At 39.9% G+C, this 21,439-nt stretch carries 14 protein-coding genes; 11 read left to right on the plus strand and 3 right to left on the minus strand.

Annotated features, from left to right (window positions below; translation table 11 throughout):
• Positions 1 to 2: 2 nt before the first annotated feature.
• Positions 3 to 425, minus strand: coding sequence for a Na(+)/H(+) antiporter subunit B (locus tag AUO94_RS10610; protein ID WP_058384184.1), 423 nt, complete (start codon positions 423 to 425; stop codon positions 3 to 5).
• The gene (locus AUO94_RS10615; RefSeq protein WP_058384185.1) at positions 412 to 2,814 is read right to left on the minus strand and encodes a Na+/H+ antiporter subunit A; all 2,403 of its coding nucleotides are present in this window, start codon (positions 2,812 to 2,814) and stop codon (positions 412 to 414) included. The genes AUO94_RS10610 and AUO94_RS10615 overlap by 14 nt, the downstream gene beginning before the upstream one ends.
• Before the next feature lie 312 nt (positions 2,815 to 3,126).
• On the opposite strand from AUO94_RS10615, the gene AUO94_RS10620 reads away from it, so the two are divergent.
• Positions 3,127 to 3,816, plus strand: a complete 690-nt coding sequence (locus tag AUO94_RS10620) for a universal stress protein (protein WP_058384186.1) — start codon at positions 3,127 to 3,129, stop codon at positions 3,814 to 3,816.
• A 70-nt stretch (positions 3,817 to 3,886) separates the two neighbouring features.
• Positions 3,887 to 4,528, plus strand: coding sequence for a pentapeptide repeat-containing protein (locus AUO94_RS10625; RefSeq protein ID WP_058384187.1), 642 nt, complete (start codon positions 3,887 to 3,889; stop codon positions 4,526 to 4,528).
• 286 nt (positions 4,529 to 4,814) lie between these two features.
• On the opposite strand, the gene AUO94_RS10630 is transcribed toward AUO94_RS10625, so the two are convergent.
• Positions 4,815 to 6,311 carry a peptide MFS transporter gene (locus tag AUO94_RS10630; protein WP_058384188.1) on the minus strand — a complete coding sequence of 499 codons (1,497 nt, stop codon included), beginning with the start codon at positions 6,309 to 6,311 and terminating at the stop codon, positions 4,815 to 4,817.
• Positions 6,312 to 6,721: 410 nt separating this feature from the next.
• On the opposite strand from AUO94_RS10630, the gene AUO94_RS10635 reads away from it, so the two are divergent.
• From AUO94_RS10635 to AUO94_RS10675, 9 genes are all read left to right on the plus strand, one after another.
• A complete protein-coding gene (locus AUO94_RS10635) occupies positions 6,722 to 7,078 on the plus strand; it encodes a helix-turn-helix domain-containing protein (RefSeq protein WP_058384189.1) in 357 nt (118 codons plus the stop codon).
• Between the two features lie 156 nt (positions 7,079 to 7,234).
• On the plus strand, positions 7,235 to 9,007 hold the full coding sequence (gene recQ / locus AUO94_RS10640; protein ID WP_058384190.1) for a DNA helicase RecQ: 1,773 nt from the start codon (positions 7,235 to 7,237) through the stop codon (positions 9,005 to 9,007).
• Positions 9,008 to 9,265: 258 nt separating this feature from the next.
• Positions 9,266 to 13,846 carry a glutamate synthase large subunit gene (gene gltB / locus AUO94_RS10645; protein WP_058384191.1) on the plus strand — a complete coding sequence of 1,527 codons (4,581 nt, stop codon included), beginning with the start codon at positions 9,266 to 9,268 and terminating at the stop codon, positions 13,844 to 13,846.
• A 63-nt stretch (positions 13,847 to 13,909) separates the two neighbouring features.
• On the plus strand, positions 13,910 to 15,397 hold the full coding sequence (locus AUO94_RS10650) for a glutamate synthase subunit beta (protein WP_058384192.1): 1,488 nt from the start codon (positions 13,910 to 13,912) through the stop codon (positions 15,395 to 15,397).
• 358 nt (positions 15,398 to 15,755) lie between these two features.
• Positions 15,756 to 16,214, plus strand: a complete 459-nt coding sequence (locus AUO94_RS10655) for a hypothetical protein (RefSeq protein WP_058384193.1) — start codon at positions 15,756 to 15,758, stop codon at positions 16,212 to 16,214.
• Positions 16,215 to 16,296: 82 nt separating this feature from the next.
• Complete coding sequence (locus AUO94_RS10660; protein ID WP_058384194.1) at positions 16,297 to 17,205, plus strand: HD domain-containing phosphohydrolase; 909 nt, start codon at positions 16,297 to 16,299, stop codon at positions 17,203 to 17,205.
• A gap of 122 nt (positions 17,206 to 17,327) precedes the next feature.
• On the plus strand, positions 17,328 to 17,969 hold the full coding sequence (locus tag AUO94_RS10665) for a hypothetical protein (protein ID WP_058384195.1): 642 nt from the start codon (positions 17,328 to 17,330) through the stop codon (positions 17,967 to 17,969).
• 107 nt (positions 17,970 to 18,076) lie between these two features.
• On the plus strand, positions 18,077 to 19,540 hold the full coding sequence (locus tag AUO94_RS10670) for a circularly permuted type 2 ATP-grasp protein (RefSeq protein WP_143039484.1): 1,464 nt from the start codon (positions 18,077 to 18,079) through the stop codon (positions 19,538 to 19,540).
• On the plus strand, positions 19,533 to 21,404 hold the full coding sequence (locus AUO94_RS10675) for an alpha-E domain-containing protein (RefSeq protein WP_058384196.1): 1,872 nt from the start codon (positions 19,533 to 19,535) through the stop codon (positions 21,402 to 21,404). Before AUO94_RS10670 ends, AUO94_RS10675 begins: the two co-directional genes overlap by 8 nt.
• Positions 21,405 to 21,439 lie beyond the last annotated feature (35 nt).

A 21,439-nucleotide genomic window follows, 5' to 3' on the forward strand; every position in this document is an offset into this window, starting at 1 on the left:
GGCTACTCATCCTCACTTATACTTAGAATAATATTCACGACAACGCCAATAACGGTTAATGCGATACCAGCTTCAAATATGGTGACAGTGGCAAGCTCAGTTTTCCCAAAGATCGGTAAATCAAAGTAGCCGAAGCTTTGGCTCAGAAATGCGCCACCAAAAAACATAGGAGCTACACCGCTCATCATGGCCAACAATACACCGAGTGCAGAAAGCTTCTTAAAATCGATGGGCAATGCTTCACTGACGGTTTCCGAGTCGTAGGATAGAAACATTAAGACAAAAGCCGAAGCAATAACCAATCCACCAATAAATCCACCACCCGGCTGGTTATGTCCGGATACGAACAGATAGATACCAAAAGTTAAAATGATTAAAACAACAGCTTTTGAGACGGTTTTTAAAATCACATCATTGATGTTCATCTTTGTCCGCCCCCTTTCCCAGCTTTAAACGGATTAATGTATAGACACCGAGTCCGGCAATAAACAAGACCAGTGATTCAAGCATCGTATCGAAAGCGCGGAAATCACCCAGAATCGCATTGACGATGTTGTCTCCTCCTGTCAGTTCATAGGAATTTTCAAAATAACCAGAAATGCTGTCAAATAATGTGCCACTATTAACTGTTAGGCCAATCAACGTAACTGTGACACCGGCTCCGATGGCAATCATCGCATTCCGAACTTTAATCCATTTTGGAGAATCTTCTTTTGTCCATTCCGGTAAAAAGTGAAAGCAGAGAAGAAATAAGGCGGTAGTTACGGTTTCAATAACCAATTGCGTCAATGCCAAATCGGGTGCTCGGAACAACACAAAGAAAATAGCGATGGAAAAGCCCAGCACACCATTTAGCAAGATGGCTGTAAGGCGAGATTTTGCAAATAGGATAGCGATGGCCGCGATGGCCATCACCACAACTAGCATGCCTTCATAAAAACTAATGGGCGAGTCCGCTGTCAGATCAATTGATAACGCACCAGTAAAAATCAAGGCCCCCCCAGAAGTTACGATGAAAAAAACAAAGATATAGGCAAAATAAGTAGGCAGATGACCTGTCATGTAACGCGTAGTCAGCCAATTGGCTACGCGTTTCAAATCCTTTAGAAAAGAATTGTACAGTACAGTAAAATTCCATCCTGCTGGCTGAAGCAGGTAAATCTTATGCCAACTGCGGAAAGTAAGGAAAAGAAAAGTACCGACTACTATAATCCCCAGTGTCATAAACAATTCCGTATTAAAACCGTGCCATGCTGAAATTTGCGGAGCCGCTCCTGAAATTCCAGGAATAATGCCACTCATCGCAGGTTTCAGTAAATAGTCACCGAGCAGATTAGGGACGAAAAACAGACTCACAATCAATATGCAGAGAATAGCTGGAGAAATGAGCATGCCAATTGATGGCTCTATTGGCTTGCGATCCAACTTCTTTAATTGTGGTGTTCCGAAAAAAGTGCGGAACACGAAAATCATGCTATAGATAAAAGTAAAGACAGAAGCAATCCAAGCAATTACTGGAATCAGCAACCCCCATGTAGAAACACCAAAAGCGGGGAGACTGACCGCATCAACTGTCGCTGTGAAAAACATCTCTTTACTCAAAAATCCGTTAAGGAACGGCAGTCCAGCCATCGAAAAGCTACCAATAACAGCGAATGTAAACGTGATAGGCAAAAATGCCGAAAGGCCACCTAATCGCCGTATATCACGAGTTCCAACTTGGTGATCGATAATGCCGACGACCATAAAAAGCGCACCTTTAAATGTGGAATGGTTGACCATATGGAATAAGGCGGCAAAAATAGCTAAGCCGTACAAAGCACCTCGCTCACCATCACCAAAATGCAAAGCCGCTGAACCGAGGCCGAATAGACTCATGATCAAGCCGAGTTGACTGATTGTGGAATAGGCAAGCAACGCCTTCAAATCTGTTTGCCGCACAGCGCAGAAGGCTCCCCAGAACAGGGTGACAAGTCCAACGATGGTCACCGTCCAAAACCAGGCAGCAGTGCCGCCGAAAATCGGTATAAAACGAGCAACCAAATAAAGTCCGGCTTTCACCATCGTCGCTGAATGAAGATAAGCGCTGACGGGTGTTGGTGCTTCCATCGCATCGGGCAACCAAATATGGAAGGGGAACTGTGCCGATTTTGTAAATGCTCCGAGCAGCACTAGGAACATAGCTGGATAAAACAGGGCGTAATCTGTATACTGGCCGATGACAGCAATAGTTTCCCTGATGCTGAAAGTACCAGTCATCGAATGCAACATTAAAAATCCAGCAAGCATTCCGAAACCACCGAAGACGGTAATTAACAATGACTTTTGAGCACCATAACGGGAATTTTTGCGATGATACCAAAAAGCAATCAGCAAGAAAGAAGAAATACTGGTTAATTCCCAGAAAATATACAGAACAAGGAGGTTATCAGATAGGACGACTCCGAGCATAGCGCCCATAAATAGCAACAGATAAGCGTAAAAATGAGGGAATGAGTCGGATGATGATAAATAATAGATGGAGTAAAGAACGACAAGGCTTCCCATACCGGTAATCAATAAAGCCATGATCAAACTGAGGCCATCAAGATAAGCGGTAAAGTTAATGCCTAATGAAGGAATCCAATCGACTGTCTGGATGAAAGTTTCACCATTTGCAACAGCGGGAATTTGGATGACGAACACAACAAACAAAGTGAGTGGGACGAGTAGCACGAGCCAGCCAATATGCAACGAGCCTATTCGTTTATGTATGAGTGGAATCAGAGCAGTAGCAATAAAAGGAATGAAGATAGCTAAAATCAATAGATGCACAGCAGAACCTCCTGTATTGGAATAGACGAGCAATTGTGTATGGAAAAGCCATTGAGCGGGTATATATAAAGGAAAAAATTTTGCTTTTTTAGTAAGATGATTGAAGTACGCAACACAATCATTGTAAATTATACAGGAAGTCCACAGACTTTTCATTTGCTAGCCAATACTGAATTGAAAAATGCTGAAAATCTATAGGGATAGAAAGTTTAAAATTGGCCATAATCTCTTGATTTTCTACAACAGAAGAAGTATAATTTCATAGTTTTGAATGTCAGGATAGGAATGATATTTTCAGGGGGGTGAACATAAATGAAAAAAATCAGAGGACGAATGGATGAAAGCATTCTGGTGTGCGTTTTTTACGGACCGAATGGAGAGCGATTAATCAATAGAGGAAATAAACTGGCTACCATGCTAGATTGTCCCTTGTATATTCTAACGGTAGATGCAGCGTCCGTTGATGAATTTGACGCTCAGAAAGCATCTTATATTGAAAGATGGAAAGAGCTTGCCGAAGAGTACGAAGCTGAAGAATTTATTGTTCGTGATAATGAAAAACGCCCCTCTGCAAAAGTGATTGCGGAAGTGGCTCATAAATTCAATATTACGCAAATTGTTATGGGGCAGACTGCTAAAAGCAGATGGGAAGAAATTACTAAAGGTTCGTTCCTTAACATGCTACTGCGCGAAATTCCGTTTGTAGATTTGCATGTCGTTTCATTGGCACGCACAGTAAAAGGTGTCGAAGGAGACGAGTTTGAAAAAGGGGTTCGCTGTTACTTGGTAAAAGACGAGAACAGCTATAAAATTAACTTTACACAATCAAAAAACTGTCAGCTTGAAGGGATTTTCTTTAAAGAAATCGGTACCGATTTTGATAACGGGGTCTTTAAGTTTATGCATGATAATAAATTGTATCAGGTAGAAGTAACAGAAGATCGGATCGATTTGCCTGAAGTTATTGATAAGTGCTTAGACAAAGAATTGGTAAGAAAATAAATCCACTAACAAAAGGCTGCTTCGCCACTGGAGCAGTCTTTTGTTTAGTTAAAAGGAGAATCAGTAAATCATGAAGAAGACTAAAAGATTAGCACCCATTCTTCCAAAGGAATTAGAAACGTGTTCTTTTGTTGAAGCTTTAGATGATCAGTACATAAGCAATTGCCGAATTTCACAGGAGACCATTGATTTTAGTACAGAAGAAGCTCTTCATATCGATCGGGTCGTTTTTGAAAACGTTCATTTTCTTGAAACGGTTTGGCCGCGTTCAGAATTTGTTGATGTTGTTTTTTTGAATTGTGATTTGTCGAATATGGATATGAGTCGTGCGGTTTTTCACCGAACTGAATTCCGCAATTCTAAATTGCTCGGCACAAATTTTGCGGAAGCCGGAATTCGTCATACTCTTTTTGATGAGTGTGTGATGAATTATGCAACTTTCGGTTTTTCTCTATGCAATACAGTGAGTTTTGTTTCTTCTTCTCTGCGTTTTGCAGACTTTTATGAGATGGAATTAAAGAGCAGTGAATTCAGTATGTGCGATATGAACGATATTAATTTTACAGAAACGAGTTTAAAGGGAATCGATCTGAGTACCAATACTTTTGAAAGCATCCAAGTATCGATTGAAAAATTGCGGGGCTGTAAAGTATCACCCGATCAAGCCATCGCCTTTGCACGACAAATGGGGTTGGTTGTCGAAAATAGGTAATCTTATAGAAGACATAAGAAAATAAGGGACTGCATTCAAAAGGTCATGAACAATGACTTTGAATGCAGCCCCTTTTGTCGGCCGGGATTCAAAAAAACAGACGGAGAAAAAGATTTTCTTTTTCTCCGTCTGTTTTATGTTAGGGGCTTATGGACAGCCTCATGTTTTTATTATAAGCCATTTCCGCTTTTCTAAGGATCTAGAAGTCACTCTGACTATGCGACTAAAAACACGTCGCACAGTCAGAGCGTCTTATGCTTGTCGGGGCTTCATGGCTGCTTCTGCTTTAACGAACGCCTTTCATAAATCCTTGAATGCGTGGTGCGAAGATGAACAATAGGATGCTGAGGGCGATGGAAGCTCCCCCGATGATTCCAAAGTACATCATTTCATTTTCTACTGTATAGAACTTAACTAACTGCGCATTGATTGCTTGAGCGGCAGCATTTGAAAGGAACCACAGACTCATCGTTTGCGCTGAGAAAGCGGCAGGTGCTAATTTGGTTGTTGCCGATAGTCCTACTGGAGACAGGCAAAGTTCGCCAAGTACGACGATGAAATAACTTAGAACCAACCAAAGTGGGTTGACTAGTGCTGAAGCGCCACCAAAATAAGCAGGTAATAAGATTACCAAGAATGATAATCCGGCAAACAACAGGCCGAGTGAAAATTTCTGTGGAATAGATGGTTGTTTGCTTCCAAGTTTAACCCATAGCCAAGCGAAGACCGGGGCCAGCATAATGATGAATAATGGATTTAAAGACTGAAACCAGGCAGGAGAAATAGTGATTCCTGCAAATTCAAGGTCCGTACGAGTATCCGCATACGCAGCAAGAATCGTTGAACCTTGTTCTTGAATCGCCCAGAACATGACTGAGGCGATAAACAATGGAATATAAGCCAGTAGATGTGAACGTTCCACATCGGTTGTTTTTTTACTGCGGTACATAACTGTGAAATAAACGGTCGGAATCAAAATACCTAAAATACCAACAATCGCAACGAAGCTGTCAAAAGTTAGTAATCCAGTTGGAATACCGATAGCAACAACTGCTGCAATAACTAACGTAGCAATCGTGAAAATTTTAATCGTTCTCTTACGTTCCGATGGCAACAAAGGATTGGGTACAACAGTTCCTGCCAAACCAAGATTTTTCTTTTTAGTAGCTAAAAATATTACCAAACCTAAGAACATGCCGACAGCTGCAAGACTGAAACCTAGATGGAAGCTGATTTGCATGCCGACAGTACCAACGATTAGCGGGGCAAGAAACCCACCCATATTGATCCCCATATAGAAAATACTAAAGCCTGCATCGCGGCGGTCATCGTTTTCAGCGTAAATTTCACCTACAACACTGGATACGTTTGGTTTCAAAAGACCCGTACCTAGAACAATAAGCACCATAGAAACGAAGAATAAAGCAAGGTTTCCAGGGATCGCTAAAGCAATGTGTCCGAGCATGATGAGAACGCCACCATAAAATACAGCTCTCGACGTACCAAATATTCGATTGGCTAACCAGCCGCCGATAATTCCAGACATATAAACAAGTGATCCATATACAGACATGATGGATAGTGCAGTCGTTTTATCTAGACCAAGACCACCTGCGGACATTTCGTAGTACATATAAAAAACTAGAATAGCTCTCATCCCATAGTAGGAGAACCGTTCCCAGAACTCTGTGAAGAATAACGTAAATAGTCCTTTGGGATGACCAAAAAAGCCTTTTTGAGGAACACTTTCAACAATTTCTTGCCTTGAATACTTTTCAGACATCATACTAACCTCCAATTGTTTATTCTAACATAATACTTTTTTTAGTTGAAAAAATCAAAATTTATTTTTCTTTAGTATATAAAAGTTCTTTTTCTTGAATAAAGTAAGAAGAAAATAAAATAAGTTTTTTTAGAATAGTTATTAAATTCAAATTTTATTTTAAGGTAATTTGCAACTCAAAGAATTTTTTTCTTAAAAGAGTCTATTTACCTGCTATTTGAAATCTTTTTTAATATGATAAATTTAGTGGATATAAAAAACTAAGTAATTACCACAATTAGGGATTTGTAGATGGTGTTCACTAATTATTCACATTTTTTTAAAGAATTATCCAAAAAAGATTGTGAAAAAGCGCAAGGTGCAGTATATTTAAAATAGTTAGAATATTATTTAGGGAGCAGGAGTATACAATGAAACAATTAAGTAAACGAATCAAGGACTTAAGAGAAGCTAAAGGACTATCTACTGAAGAATTGGCAGAAGCAATCGGCTTTGCAAAAAGTACGGTTTGGGCTTATGAAAGTGGGAAAAAACAAGTCTCTGTAGTGCATCTTGAAAGACTTGCTGATTATTTTGAGATTTCGGTCGACAGTTTGTTGGATCGCGACGAACGGACTATCAATGTTGATCTTCAAAATACTAGTTTCTTAAATGACTACAATTTAATGCTAGATGACCAGCCACTAAACCAAACTGAGATTGCTGAGGCTGCATCATTCATTCAAGTTAAACGGCGTATGGGCAGTTATGGAGCCGCGACTTCTTGATTGCTTGATGAGTTAATAAAATGTCCGCTCCTTTTAAATTGGAGTGGGCATTTTTTTGCGTGTGCCTTCCATTTCTTCTTAAGATTCTGTCACAGAAAAAGGTGCGGAAATGTGGTAAGCTAACTCATACGATACGAGTATTAGGAGTGTTCTATTTTGTTGGAAAGCGCAAAAAAATTACTGCAGTCCCATTTTGGTTATGAGTCCTTTCGAGTAGGTCAAGAGCAAGCTATTACGCAAGTATTTGAAGGACATAATTCGATTTGCGTCATGCCGACAGGCGGAGGGAAATCTATGTGCTACCAAATTCCAGCGCTTGTTATGGAAGGCACCACCATTGTCGTGTCACCATTGATTTCACTGATGAAAGACCAAGTAGATGCACTTTTGGCCGCTGGTATTCCGGCGGCTTATATAAATAGTTCTCTCGATTTTGATGAAGTGAGAGAAACGTTAATGGACGTACAGCGTGGAGCGATCAAATTACTGTATATTGCACCTGAGCGATTGGATTCAGAGATGTTCCTTAATGAATTGCAAGGCGTTCATGTGCCGTTGATTGCTGTCGATGAAGCTCATTGTATTTCACAATGGGGGCATGACTTCCGTCCGAGTTACCGGTTGATTAGCCGGATGACAGAATTGTTTCCGAACAATCCGACAGTACTGGCTCTGACTGCCACTGCAACACCTCAAGTGCGGGAAGACATTTGCCGAATTTTGAACATTGAAGAGCAGCATACAATCATGACGGGATTTGAACGACCTAATTTAACATTTTCCGTCATACGAGGGCAAGATCGTGAGCGATTCGTGAAAGAATATGTGGTAAAAAACGATAAGGAAGCCGGAATCATTTATGCGGCTACTCGTAAAACAGTAGACTCGGTATACGAAATGCTACTTAAAAAAGGCATTAAAGCGGCCAAGTATCATGCCGGTATGCCTGATCATGAAAGAAAGAGTGGTCAAGAGCGTTTTCTGAATGATGAAGTGACGGTCATGGTTGCCACCAATGCATTTGGAATGGGGATAGACAAATCCAATATTCGGTTTGTTATTCATTACCAGCTTCCGAAAAACATGGAAAGTTATTATCAGGAAGCAGGACGTGCTGGGCGAGACGGCCTGCCAAGTGAGTGTATTGTGTTATATGCTTCGCAGGACGTTCAAACGCAGCGGTTTTTAATTGATCAAGCACAAGATCCTAGCCGCATTCCAGGAGAATTAGTGAAATTACAGGCAATGGTCGATTACTGTCATACAGAAAGTTGCCTCCAACAATTTATCATTCACTATTTTGGAGATACCGCAGCAGAAACGTGTGGGCATTGTGGAAGTTGTATAGATGATCGTGAAAGCTTAGATGTTACTAAAGACGTTCAGATGGTTTTGTCGTGTGTCATTCGGATGGGGCAGAAGTTCGGTAAAGTGATGACAGCTCAAGTGTTGACCGGGTCACGCAATAAAAAAGTGTTAGATTTCAAGTTCGATAAGCTGTCAACATACGGAATTTTAAAACACCAAAACTCCAAAGAAGTTTCGAATTTAATCGAATTCATGATTTCACAAGAATTATTAGCGGTCGAACAAGGCTCATTCCCAACTATCTACGTTCCAGCTGGGGGCAGAGATGTCTTGCTCGGTAAACGTCAGGTCCTTAGAAAAGGAGCAGTCGTGACAAAGCAAATCGCTGCTAACGATCCTTTATTCGAAGAATTACGTGTAGTACGGAAAAGTTTGGCTGATAAAGATGGTGTTCCACCTTTCGTTATTTTTTCTGATAAGACTTTGCAAGATATGGTAGCTAGAAGACCGCAGAATGATGCTGAATTTTTGGAAGTCAATGGAGTAGGTGCCAACAAACTTGAAAAGTATGGCGATGCCTTTTTACAAGCAATCCATTCGTTTGATGCTCCAAATAAATGAATAACCATAAACAAGGAAAACCTCAAATAATAGTGAGGTTTTTTTATTTTGAAAATAATAAGTATGCATAAATATACATTAAATTGCTATGGAAAATAGTGTTCAATACTATGTTAAGTGGAAGCGTTTTCAATTGGGTCATAGGGATTTGGCTTTATAAATTTTATTTTTTTACTCTATCGAATTGTATATATATTCAGACTTATGATATACTATCAAAATATTATGACACTTGAGTGTTATGAAGGAGGCGGTTTGATGAGCAAGAAAGAGTATCCAATCCCACAAGGACTGTATCATCCAGATCAAGAGCACGAAGCGTGCGGAATAGGAATGATCGCCAATATTAACGGGGAAAAATCGCACGCAATCGTTCAAAATGCAATCAATATATTGTGCAACCTGGAACACCGTGGTGGCCAATCTTCTGATACGAGCACTGGAGACGGAGCTGGAATTTTAACTCAGATTCCTCATCGTTTTTTCTTGAAACAATGTGAAAAAGAAGGCATCACTTTGCCTGACGAAGGCAAGTATGGCGTTGGTATGCTATTTATGCCACAAGATTACGATTTGCGAATGAAAACCAAGGAAATGATTCATCAAATTATTCAAGAAGAAGGTCAAATTTGTCTTGGATGGCGTCCAGTTCCGGTCAATGATTCGTTTGTTGGAAAAGTTGCAGCAAAAACCAAACCTGTTATTCGTCAAGTATTTGTTGGTGCTGCGCACGGATTGGAAAATCGGATAGACCTTGAGCGGAAATTATACATTATCCGTAAACGAATTGAGCAGACCATGCTTGGAAAAGAAGAGTTTAAAGATGTCTACTTTAGTAGTCTTTCAGCAGGTACGATTGTTTATAAAGGTATGCTAATCCCAGAACAACTAGACTCGTTTTATATTGACCTCAACCATCCTGAATTCAAATCAGCATTGGCTCTCGTCCACTCCCGTTTTAGTACAAATACCTTCCCAAGCTGGCAGCGTTCACACCCTAACCGCTATTCAATCCACAATGGTGAATTTAATACTTTAAGAGGAAACGTCAATTGGATGCGCGCCCGTCAAGTACTATGCGAATCTCCAGCGTTTAATGCGGAAGACCTTCAAAAAGTTTTGCCGGTTATCGATGAAACTGGCAGTGACTCCTCTATGTTCGATAATTGCTTTGAATTTTTGCATTTATCTGGCAGATCGCTCGCGCATACGGCGATGATGATGGTGCCAGAACCTTGGGTCAATGATCCAACTATTAAAAAAGAGAAAAGAGATTTTTATGAATACCACAGCACATTAATGGAACCTTGGGACGGACCAGCTGCGCTTGTTTTTACAGATGGTAAACAAATTGCGGCGTGTCTTGACCGCAACGGGTTGCGTCCTGCTCGTTATTACGTGACGAAGAGTGGCATGATTGTCATGGGTTCAGAAGTAGGGGCTTTGGATATTTTTGCGGATGACATTATTTACAAAGATCGTCTGCGTCCAGGTAAAATGCTATTAGTCGATTTAGAAGAAGGAAAGATTATTCCGGATGAAGAAATCAAACTTCAAATTGCCGGAGAACTTCCTTATAAAGATTTTATCGAAGAAAATATGTTTGATATGGATGATCTTCCAGAGCCTTTGAAACCATCCAACTTTAACGAAACAGAAGCGTTGATTAAAAGACAGCTAGCTTTCGGTTATACAATGGAAGAAGTTCAAAAAATAATCAAGCCACTAGCGACTGAAGGCAAAGATCCTGTTGGTTCAATGGGCTATGATTCGCCATTAGCTGTGTTGTCGAAAAAACCACAACTTCTTTATAATTATTTCAAGCAACTATTTGCTCAAGTAACGAATCCACCGATTGACGCGATTCGTGAACATATAATTACGGCAGCACGCACAACCATTGGTGCAGAAGCTAACTTGGTTCAGCCAACTCCTAAAAGTGCCCGCCACATCCGCTTAGAAACACCCATTTTAACTAATTTTGAGCTCGAAAAGTTACGACAGCAATCGATTGTTGATTTTAAAGCTGCTACGATTTCAATTTTATTTGCAAAAAACGGTGGAACACAGGCAATGGCACAACGATTAGATGCAGTTTTTGCAGAAGCGGATCAAGCAATTAAAAAAGGCGTAAAACTGATCATTTTATCTGATTGCGGAGTAAATGAAGAATATGCAGCGATTCCAGCACTGTTAGCGGTTTCGGGCTTGCATCACCATTTGATTCGTGAGAATACACGCATACAGATGAGTATTTTGTTGGAATCTGCAGAACCTCGTGAAGTTCATCATTTTGCTGCTCTTCTAGGTTATGGTGCGGAAGCCATTAATCCATATTTAGCTTTTGATACAATTGAAAACTTGATTGAAATTGAAGATATACACAATGTTACTTTTGAAGAAGCGCAAGCAACGTATGTGAAAGCTGTTACGGATGGAATCATCAAAGTATTGTCTAAGATGGGAATTTCGACAATTCAAAGTTATCGGGGTGCGCAGATTTTTGAAGCAGTCGGTATTCATATGGATGTAATTGATAAATACTTTACTCGGACTTCTTCTCGACTAGGTGGAATTGGTCTCGATATTATGGCAAAAGAAGTTCTCATGAGACATGCAATAGCTTATCCAGTTGCTCAAGGTGACAATCAAGCATTAGAATCCGGTGACGAATTTCAATACCGCGAAAATGGTGAAAATCATCAATACAATCCGAAAACCATTCATACATTACAACATGCATGCCGAACGAATAACTACGAAGTTTTCAAGAAATACACGAACTTACTAACAGATGAGAAAGCCAACCTTCAATCGTTGCGAGGTTTAATGTCCTTTAAAAAGCGGACGCCAGTATCAATTGAAGAAGTAGAAACGGTTGAAGAAATCTGTGCGCGTTTTAAAACAGGTGCTATGTCATATGGCTCTATTAGTAAAGAAGCGCATGAGGCTCTTGCAATTGCGATGAACCGTGTAGGCGGGAGGAGCAATTCAGGAGAAGGTGGAGAAGAGACTTCTCGCTTTATTCCTGATGAAAATGGAGATAATCGCCGAAGTTCTATCAAGCAAGTAGCTTCTGGGCGGTTCGGTGTAACGAGTCATTACTTAGTGAATGCTGATGAAATTCAAATTAAAGTAGCGCAAGGAGCGAAGCCGGGAGAAGGTGGACATTTGCCAGGTAAGAAAGTTTACCCATGGATTGCAGAAGTTCGTGGTTCAACTCCAGGTGTCGAGCTTATTTCACCACCTCCACATCACGATATTTATTCGATTGAAGATTTAGCAGAATTGATTTTCAATTTAAAAAATGCAAATCCAGATGCACGAATTAGCGTCAAGTTGGTATCGGCTGTTGGGGTTGGAACAATTGCAGCAGGTGTTGCAAAAGGTCGTGCAGATGTCGTGTTGATTAGTGGTTATGATGGCGGCACAGGAGCTGCACCAAAGACTAGTTTGAAGCATACCGGTTTGCCGTGGGAGATTGGATTAGCTGAAACGCATCAAACTCTTCTATTAAATGGCTTGCGTGACCGAATTATCGTAGAAACAGACGGCAAAATGATGACAGGTCGAGATGTAGTAACAGCAGCTCTACTTGGAGCTGAAGAATTCGGGTTTTCTACTGCACCACTTGTCGTACTGGGCTGCGTTATGATGCGAGTGTGTCATTTGGATACATGTCCAGTTGGCATTGCCACTCAAAATCCAGAACTGCGCGAGAAGTACGGTGGAGATCCGGAACATGTCGTAAACTTCATGCGTTTTATTGCGACAGAAGCCCGCGAATTAATGGCAGAACTTGGTTTTCGTACAGTCAATGAAATGATTGGTCGAACAGACGTTATTGAAGCGAATCAGGCAGTTGATCATTGGAAAGCAGGCGGCATTGATTTGAGTGCATTGTTGTACCAGCCAAATCTACCGGAAAAAGTAGGACGTTATGCAACAGTCAAACAAAATCATGAACTAGAACAAACATTAGATTATCAGGAACTGTTGCCACGTTGCAAAAAAGCCATTGAAACAGGTGAACGTGTAGAAGTGGCAACAGCTATTCGGAATATTCATAGAGCTACAGGAACAATTGTGGGCAGTGCTATTTCCAAGCGTTATGGTGCAGAAGGCTTACCTGACGACACGATTAACTTAAACTTCCAAGGATCTGCAGGACAGAGCTTCGGCGCATTTATTCCAAAAGGGATGTCGATGAATTTAATAGGAGATGCCAATGACTTTGTCGGTAAAGGCTTGTCAGGCGGTAAAATTATGGTTTATCCAGCACTGGATTCAACATTCCTACCTGAGAAAAACATTATTATTGGTAACGTGTCGTTTTATGGGGCATCTGCAGGTGAGGCTTATATTTATGGCGTCGCAGGCGAACGTTTTGCGGTCAGAAACAGTGGCGCGAAAATTGTTGTCGAAGGCGTAGGCGATCATGGTTGTGAATACATGACAGGTGGTCGAGTAGTCATTCTTGGACAAACGGGTAAAAACTTTGCGGCTGGTATGTCAGGTGGCATAGCATATGTTCTCGATGAAGAAGGGACATTCAGTGAACGCTGCAATCCAGAAATGGTTCATTTGCAGCCGCTTGCCGATCCAGCAGAAATTGAAGAGTTGCGAGAAATGATCCAAAAACATGTGCATTATACGAGCAGTACCAATGGAACACGGTTACTGGCGCATTGGGAGATTTACTCCGCAAAATTTGTGCGCGTCATTCCGAAAGCTTATCTGCAAATCAATGAACGAATCAGCAAGTTGCAAAGTAGTGGCATGGCAAGAGACGAAGCTGAAATGGCAGCGTTTGAAGAAAGCAAAATGGCTGGAGTTTAGGTGAGAACATTACAGCAGGAATCTGCAGATATAATAGAATGAATTGTGAATAGGAGGGAAACGATGGGGAAACCAACTGGATTTATGGAATATGACAGACAAACAGTCAAAGAGCGTAAAACCGGTGAGCGCACAAAGGATTGGAACGACTATACAATTCCTTTGTCAGATGAAGAAGTAGCAAAACAAGGGGCACGTTGTATGGATTGTGGAGTGCCAACTTGTCATACCGGAATGGAACTAGATAATGTAACGACCGGTTGCCCTGTAAATCACCTCATCCCAGAATGGAATGATCTTGTTTACCGCGGTCAATGGAAAGAAGCGTTACACCGTGAGCACCTGAAAAACAACTTTCCTGAATTTACAGGAGTGGCTTGTCCGGCTCCGTGTGAAGGCGCCTGTGTACTAGGCATCAATGCACCCCCTGTAGCCATTCGTACAGTCGAACGTTCCATTATCGAACGTGGATTTGCAGAAGGGTGGGTTGTGCCTGAACCACCTAAAACGCGAACCGGTAAAAAAGTAGCAGTGATTGGTTCTGGACCAGCTGGACTCGCTGCCGCTGCTCAATTGAATAAAGCAGGACATTTAGTAACGGTTTTCGAAAAAAGTGACCGTGTGGGTGGCTTGTTGACATACGGAATTCCAGAAATGAAACTGTCATATGATATGGTCACAAGACGTGTCAAGATTCTTGAGCGAGAAGGCATCACTTTTATCACAAGTGTAGAAGTTGGGAAGAATTACCCTTCTGCTAAATTGCAGAATGATTTTGATGCAGTAGTCATGTGTACCGGTTCAACCGTCCATCGGAATATTGATGTAGAAGGTCGTGCATTAGAGGGCGTCCATTTTGCCATGGACTTCCTGCACGCGAGTACAAAAAGTTTGCTGGATTCGAATTTTGATGATGGCAATTATATTTCGGCTAAAGATAAAAACGTCATTGTCATTGGAGGTGGAGATACCGGGACAGATTGTTTAGCGACGTCTGTTCGTCACGAATGCAAGAGTCTCGTTCAGTTTGATGTCTACGATAAAAAAGGCGCGATTCGTGACGAAAAAGGCAATCCGTGGCCACAATACCCGAAAATTCACCGTGTCGAATACGGCCACAAAGAAGCGGCTGCTACTTTTGGCGAAGATCCGCGAGCTTACGCGGTTATGACAAAGAAATTTGTTGGCAATAGCGAAGGGCAAGTCAAGGAAGTGCACACCGTTAATGTGAAATTGAAAATAGATGAGCAAGGCAACCGGATCCGCGAGGAAATTCCAGGCACTGAAAAAGTTTGGAAAGCGGATTTGGTCTTAATCGCTATCGGCTTTAGCGGACCTGAACAAGACCTAATTCAACAATTAGAGATCGAGACAGAGAAAAATTCCCGAGTAAAAGCGGAGTATGGAAAATACACGACTAATGTAGAAGGTGTATTTGCAGCAGGAGATGTTCGCCGTGGTCAAAGTTTAATTGTTTGGGCAATAAATGAAGGACGGGAAGCAGCGCGTGAATGTGACCGGTTCTTGATGGGTTCTACTGTGTTACCGTGATGAATAGAATTTTGGATTTTAAGCTGCAGCAGAACTTGATAACAAGTTCTGCTGCAGCTTTTTATGCGAAAATGACATCTAAGTATGAATAAAATGATAAATTATATCACAAATATAAGGTTTTTAAAATTTGGTAGTAATTTGATAATTACTTAATCCAGTTCTGTTTTACTCATTTGAAAAAATGTCTTTGTCTAAAAAATATAGTATCTGGTTGTGCTAAAAACCCAATAAGTGTATACTATAGAAGGTAATAGTTGGTATTTTAAGTAAAATTAAAGCGGTATGTTATTTATTTTAGTTTGCAAGAGTTTGAGTTTTCGGTTTCTACTAATTAAATTGAACGAGGAGGAGAAATATGTTTAAAAAGAGTGTAATCGCTGTTTTATTTTCATTGATGATAGCTATGGTTTTAGGTACGAGTACATTTGCACAAACTAATATTCAAACTGTGAAATATGACTCAGAAGAAGTAACGCCAGAAATAGCTAAAGCATTAGCAGAAGTGGAAAAAACGAATGCAAAAATTTTCGTAGAAATTGAAAAGACAGTTATCAAATATGAAAAATTATACAATAGATACAATAAAGATTTGATCAAACACCAAAATTCATCAAAACAAGCCAAATTAACTGCAGACTACAAAAAACAATCTGATAAGTTAATCAGCCAATTAAAAGTGAAAACTGAGAGAATGACAATTAAAGGAATTGAAAAGGCTGAGAAAGCGGGATTAATAGTAGAGATATATTTAGAAACCGTTGAGTTTTCCGATCGCACTGAGTTAATTGACCCTATATTAGTTGTGGGCTGGTAATAATATTATCAAAAAAATAAAGTGATACAAGAGTATAGAGAGTTTTCTATACTCTTATATTTTTAATAGAGGAAGTGTATCGGTGAAAGGCTTGAACATATTAACAGACAGCTATCTTGAAAAAGTGAATAATGGTGCAACAACGCTGAGTCTGTTAGGTCGTGGAAATGGTATCGAATTAATGAAGCAAACGATATTAAAGGATAGTATATTTGTATTATTTCCTAGTCAAGATAAAGAAGCTCAAGAATTTTTTTATATATTGAGTGGCGAGATTGAGGCTAATATAAATGGTAGTATCGTACAGCTTGGGACAAATGATTTTATTTCTGCGAAAAACCTTGAGGGTACAGTACAATTCAAAACATTAGCTGACTTAACTTTTTTGTCTGTTTCTACTGTTCCAGTTTTTCATTATTTAAGTAATATAATAAGTAAGTTAAGAAGTATCGGAGAAGCAGTTGAAAAAAAAGATAGATATACTTTCAATCATAGTGCTCGTGTATCAAATTACGCTGTGAAAACAGCTTCTAAAATGAACTTAAAAAAAGAACAAATGGAAAATTTGTTATTAGCTTCTATCTTGCACGATATTGGCAAAATTAACATTCCGGAAAAAATTTTGAAAAAGCCAGGAAAGTTAACAGATGAAGAATTCGATTTGATGAAAAAACATCCAGGTGACGGCGCTAACATGATTCGAGAAACACCTTATGCAGAAATTGCAGCTATCGTTGAACAACACCACGAGCGTGTTAACGGAAAAGGCTATCCATTTGGACTAATGGCTGAAGAAATATTGTTAGAAGCTAAAATTATCGGGGTATGCGATACATTCGATGCGATGACAGAAGACAGAGCGTACCGATCTGCATTTTCTGCTGAACATGCGATGACCGAAATCAAAAATTTAATTGGGATTCAATACGATGGAGAAGTTGTTAACGCCTTCGAACAAGTGATAAAAGAAGAAGGCAAACTAATTTTATAAATGCTAAATCTAGACGCCTGAAATATTTTGAGGTGTCTTTTGTTTTGTCGAAAATGTTTAAGAGTGTCTCATTTAGTCAATACTTTATACACAATCATTTATACAATTGAGGAGGAATTCATATGGCTAGAAAATCATCAGGTGGCGTGTTCGGTAAACTTGTATTAATTGGCCTCGGTGCATTAATTGGTTCGGCAATGACTCAGCAGAAAACAGGAACAAGTGGGACCTCTCAAACGAGCAAAGCAGATATGAAAGCGAATATTAAAAAAGGGCTCGATCGTTTAAATGAGCAATCTGGTGGAATGGTAGATAAAGTGAAACCCACAGTTAACAAAGCTGTTGAAAAAGTGAAAACAGCAATTGATGCACAACAAGACATGATGAACAAGGAAAAGGATGCGTTGGATAAAGCTAACAAAACATTACAAGACGAAGTTGGAAAGAATGCTGACAAGCGTACTCATTCAACTACTGATAAAACCGATACAAGTTCTACAGAAAGTGTTTCTCCTAACACCAACAAACCAACAGGTGGGATTTATGGAGGAAGCACCAAATATACAGAGTCACTAAAAAAAGGTGTGTCGAATGACTCAGAGAAAAAGAATGATTCAACATTTGGCAAAGACAATTCTTCTTCTAACACCAAGGAAACATTTGGTGGAAGTACGGAATATACAGATTCCTTGAAAAAGAACTTATCGGAAAATTCGTCGAAAAAAGATAATTTACCTAAAGATGATTCAACATTCGGAAAATGAATTTGATATAATAAAAGAAGAAAAAGCTATGCACGTTTGCAGAAACGGCATAGTTTTTTTCTTTCTTATTTTATCGGAATATTCGAAAAACGAAAGGGGATGCTAGCTTGTTTAAAACTTATTCAACGGGCGCATTTTTTGATGAAATGTTTACGCCATATGGAAAACCAAAATCACATTACCGAAATTTCTTTGACGTCCTTCAAAGATTTTCAGAAGAAGAGCTGAGAGAAAAGCATGAAACAGCTCAATTGTCTTTTTTAAGGCAAGGAATTACATTCACTGTCTACAACAATAACGTGGGCACTGAAAGAACCATGCCTTTTGATTTTGTTCCCATTATCATTCCTTCTGAAGACTGGGAAGTGATTGAAAAAGGAATGATTCAACGAGCGGAAGCACTCAATCAATTTTTGGAAGATGTCTATCATGACAAACGGATTCTTCAAGATGGAATCGTTCCGAGAGGACTAGTCGAAGACAATCCCTATTATTACGATGAACAAATAAAGGGAATTGATATTCCGTTAAAAAATCATATTTTTTTAGCGGGCATTGATTTGATTCGTGATGAGAATGGAAAATACCATGTGCTTGAAGATAATTTACGCAATCCGTCTGGCTTGTCTTATGTCTATCAAAACCGTTATGTCATGCGTCAAGTCTACCCCGAATTTTTTGCCAGTCAGTCAGTTCACACCCTCGAGCACCAATTGTCTCATTTGCATCAAGCGATATTAGATCATGCACCAGAATCAAGAAAAGATAAGGCTTTTGCCGTTTTGTTGACACCTGGTATGTACAACTCTGCCTATTACGATCATGTCTTTTTGGCTCAACAGATGGGAATCGATTTAGTAGAAGGCAGGGACCTTATTGTTAAAAAGAATATTGTCTATATGAAATCGATGAGAGGGTTAAAGCGTGTCGATATTATTTATCGTCGAATTGATGATGATTATTTAGATCCTGAAGCATTTTTGGCTCACTCTGCTTTGGGCGTTCCTGGTTTATTGCTGGCTTATAGAAAAGGCAATGTGGCGATTTTGAACGGTATTGGCAATGGTGTGGCAGACGATAAAGCGATATACGCTTATGTTCCGGATATGATTCGCTATTATTTGAACGAAGAGCCGATCATTGACAATGTAAAAACGTATTTACTCGATAGACCTGAAGAACGGGAATGGGTTTTAGAACATCTAGACGAATTAGTAGTCAAAAATGTAGGGTCTTCAGGTGGCTACGACATGTTAGTCGGACCACATGCATCTAAAGAGCTAATCGAAGAATTCCGAGAAAAAATTATTCAATCCCCTCATCAATATATTGCTCAACCTACGATTAAACTATCTAGAGCTCCTGCATACCAAGGAGAAGAATTTTATCCATGCCATGTTGATTTGAGAGTGTTTGTGATCCGAGGGGTAGATACACAGGTTATGCCGGGCGGACTATCCCGTGTTGCTTTGAAAAAAGGATCGCTTGTCGTCAATTCTTCACAAGGCGGTGGCGGAAAAGATACATGGGTATTTAAGAAAAGAGAAGAGGAGGGGACTCCTAATGCTTAGTCGTGTAGCGAATTCGTTGTATTGGATGTCAAGAAATGTTGAACGAGCGGAAAATAATGCGCGAATTTTAGATGTTCAATTATTACGAATGATCGAAGCTTCTGACGAAGAACTAGTCGGTGGCAGTGATTGGAAACTTATTTATGAAATTTGTGCTTCAACAGAGACAATGGAACAAATCAAATCGATGCCTAGTTACCAAGAAGATCAGCTTGTTTATTATTTAGCGATGGAGAAAAGTAATTTTAATTCTGTTGCAAGCTGTGTAAAAGTTGTCCGTGAAAATGCAAGAATTAGCAGAGATCATATTCCTGATGACTACTGGGAAGCTTGGAATCGCTGTTACTTAATGTTAAAGGAAATGGATCAGCAAAGCTGTACAGTTCAAGAAATGCGTTTATTTCTTGAACAGGTCAAGTTAACGTCATTGATTACGCAAGGAATCGTTGAATCTTCGATGCCGCGTGGTGTTCCTTACCAAATTATCAAAATAGCCAAATGGTTGGAACGCGCAGAAAAAACAGCACGTATTTTAAATGTCGTTTGCGAGCGAACAAGAGAACGGTCGGTAGAAACCCAATCGGAAGATTACTATTATTGGCTAGCTGCTTTACGAATGACGAATGGGTACAATGCTTATTTAAAAATGAATCCACCGCAGATGAAGCCAAAGAGAGTGTTGGCGTTTTTGATTGCGAATACTGATTTTCCGCGTTCGATTCGTTATTGCCTTGCGCACGTTCGTCAAGCAATTGATGAATTGGAAGGTGGGAAAATTTCTCATTATTCATGGGAACTCTATGCAAAATTAGATCAGTTGCAAGAGGAATTTAAAGAAATTAGTATAGATGAGCTAAGCTCGGACGAAATTATGGATTTTCTAAACGACTTCCAAAATGGCTGTAATGAAGTGGGACACATTTTTTCGAAAACCTATTATTTAAGCGATTCTGAGATAAACTCTGTAGAGTCCAGCCAATCACAAAGCATGGGCGCGAAAGGAATAACATCTATGAAATATAAAGTTGAACATACGAATGTTTTCGAGTATGAAACTATTGTTGATCAAAGCATGAATTCAATTCGGTTAAAGCCAAGAACCGATGAATGTCAGCGACTTTTATCTTACCGTGCCGACATTACACCCGCTTCTTTGACGAAAGAACATATCGATATTTGGGGCAATCACGTGGAAACATTTTTTATTGCTGAGCACCATCAACATCTTGAAGTCAAGACAACATCAATTGTCAGCATTCAAAAAAGTCCGTTTATTCACAGAATTGATTACTCACCAGAAATGAATGCTATTTTTCATTCGCAATTATTCGGTGAGCATTATTTAGCGTTTTTGAGTAATACAGCATATACCTACTTAACCGTGGAGCAAATGAGTCAAATCGATCGTGAACTTGGAATAATGAAGAATCCAGTGCAATATGCAATTGATGTAATGGAATACATTCATCAGCATTTTACGTACGATGGCGAATCTACGACTGTCGATACGAAAGCGGAAGAATCTTTTAACCTTAGAAAAGGTGTTTGTCAGGATATTACGCACGTGATGTTAGGGATTTTGCGTTGCAAGCACATACCGGCGCGTTACGTTAGTGGCTATTTGTATGTAGGCGAAAACTCTGCACTAGTGGGTGATGCTGCGAGTCATGCATGGGTAGAGGTAATGGTGCCGGGCATCGGTTGGGTCGGTCTAGATCCTACTAATAATGTGGAAGCGTTGGAAAGCCATATTCGGGTTGGTGTTGGTCGGGATTATAACGATGTCAGCCCGGTTCAAGGGGTTTACCGTGGGGGAAGCCAATCGTTGGATGTTAAAGTCTCAGTGAGCCTTATGGATCAGTAGTAACTCTTGTGCCACACGATTTTTACTGTTATTAG

It is taken from the genome of Planococcus kocurii (assembly GCF_001465835.2).
In the GTDB taxonomy this organism is placed as follows: domain Bacteria; phylum Bacillota; class Bacilli; order Bacillales_A; family Planococcaceae; genus Planococcus; species Planococcus kocurii.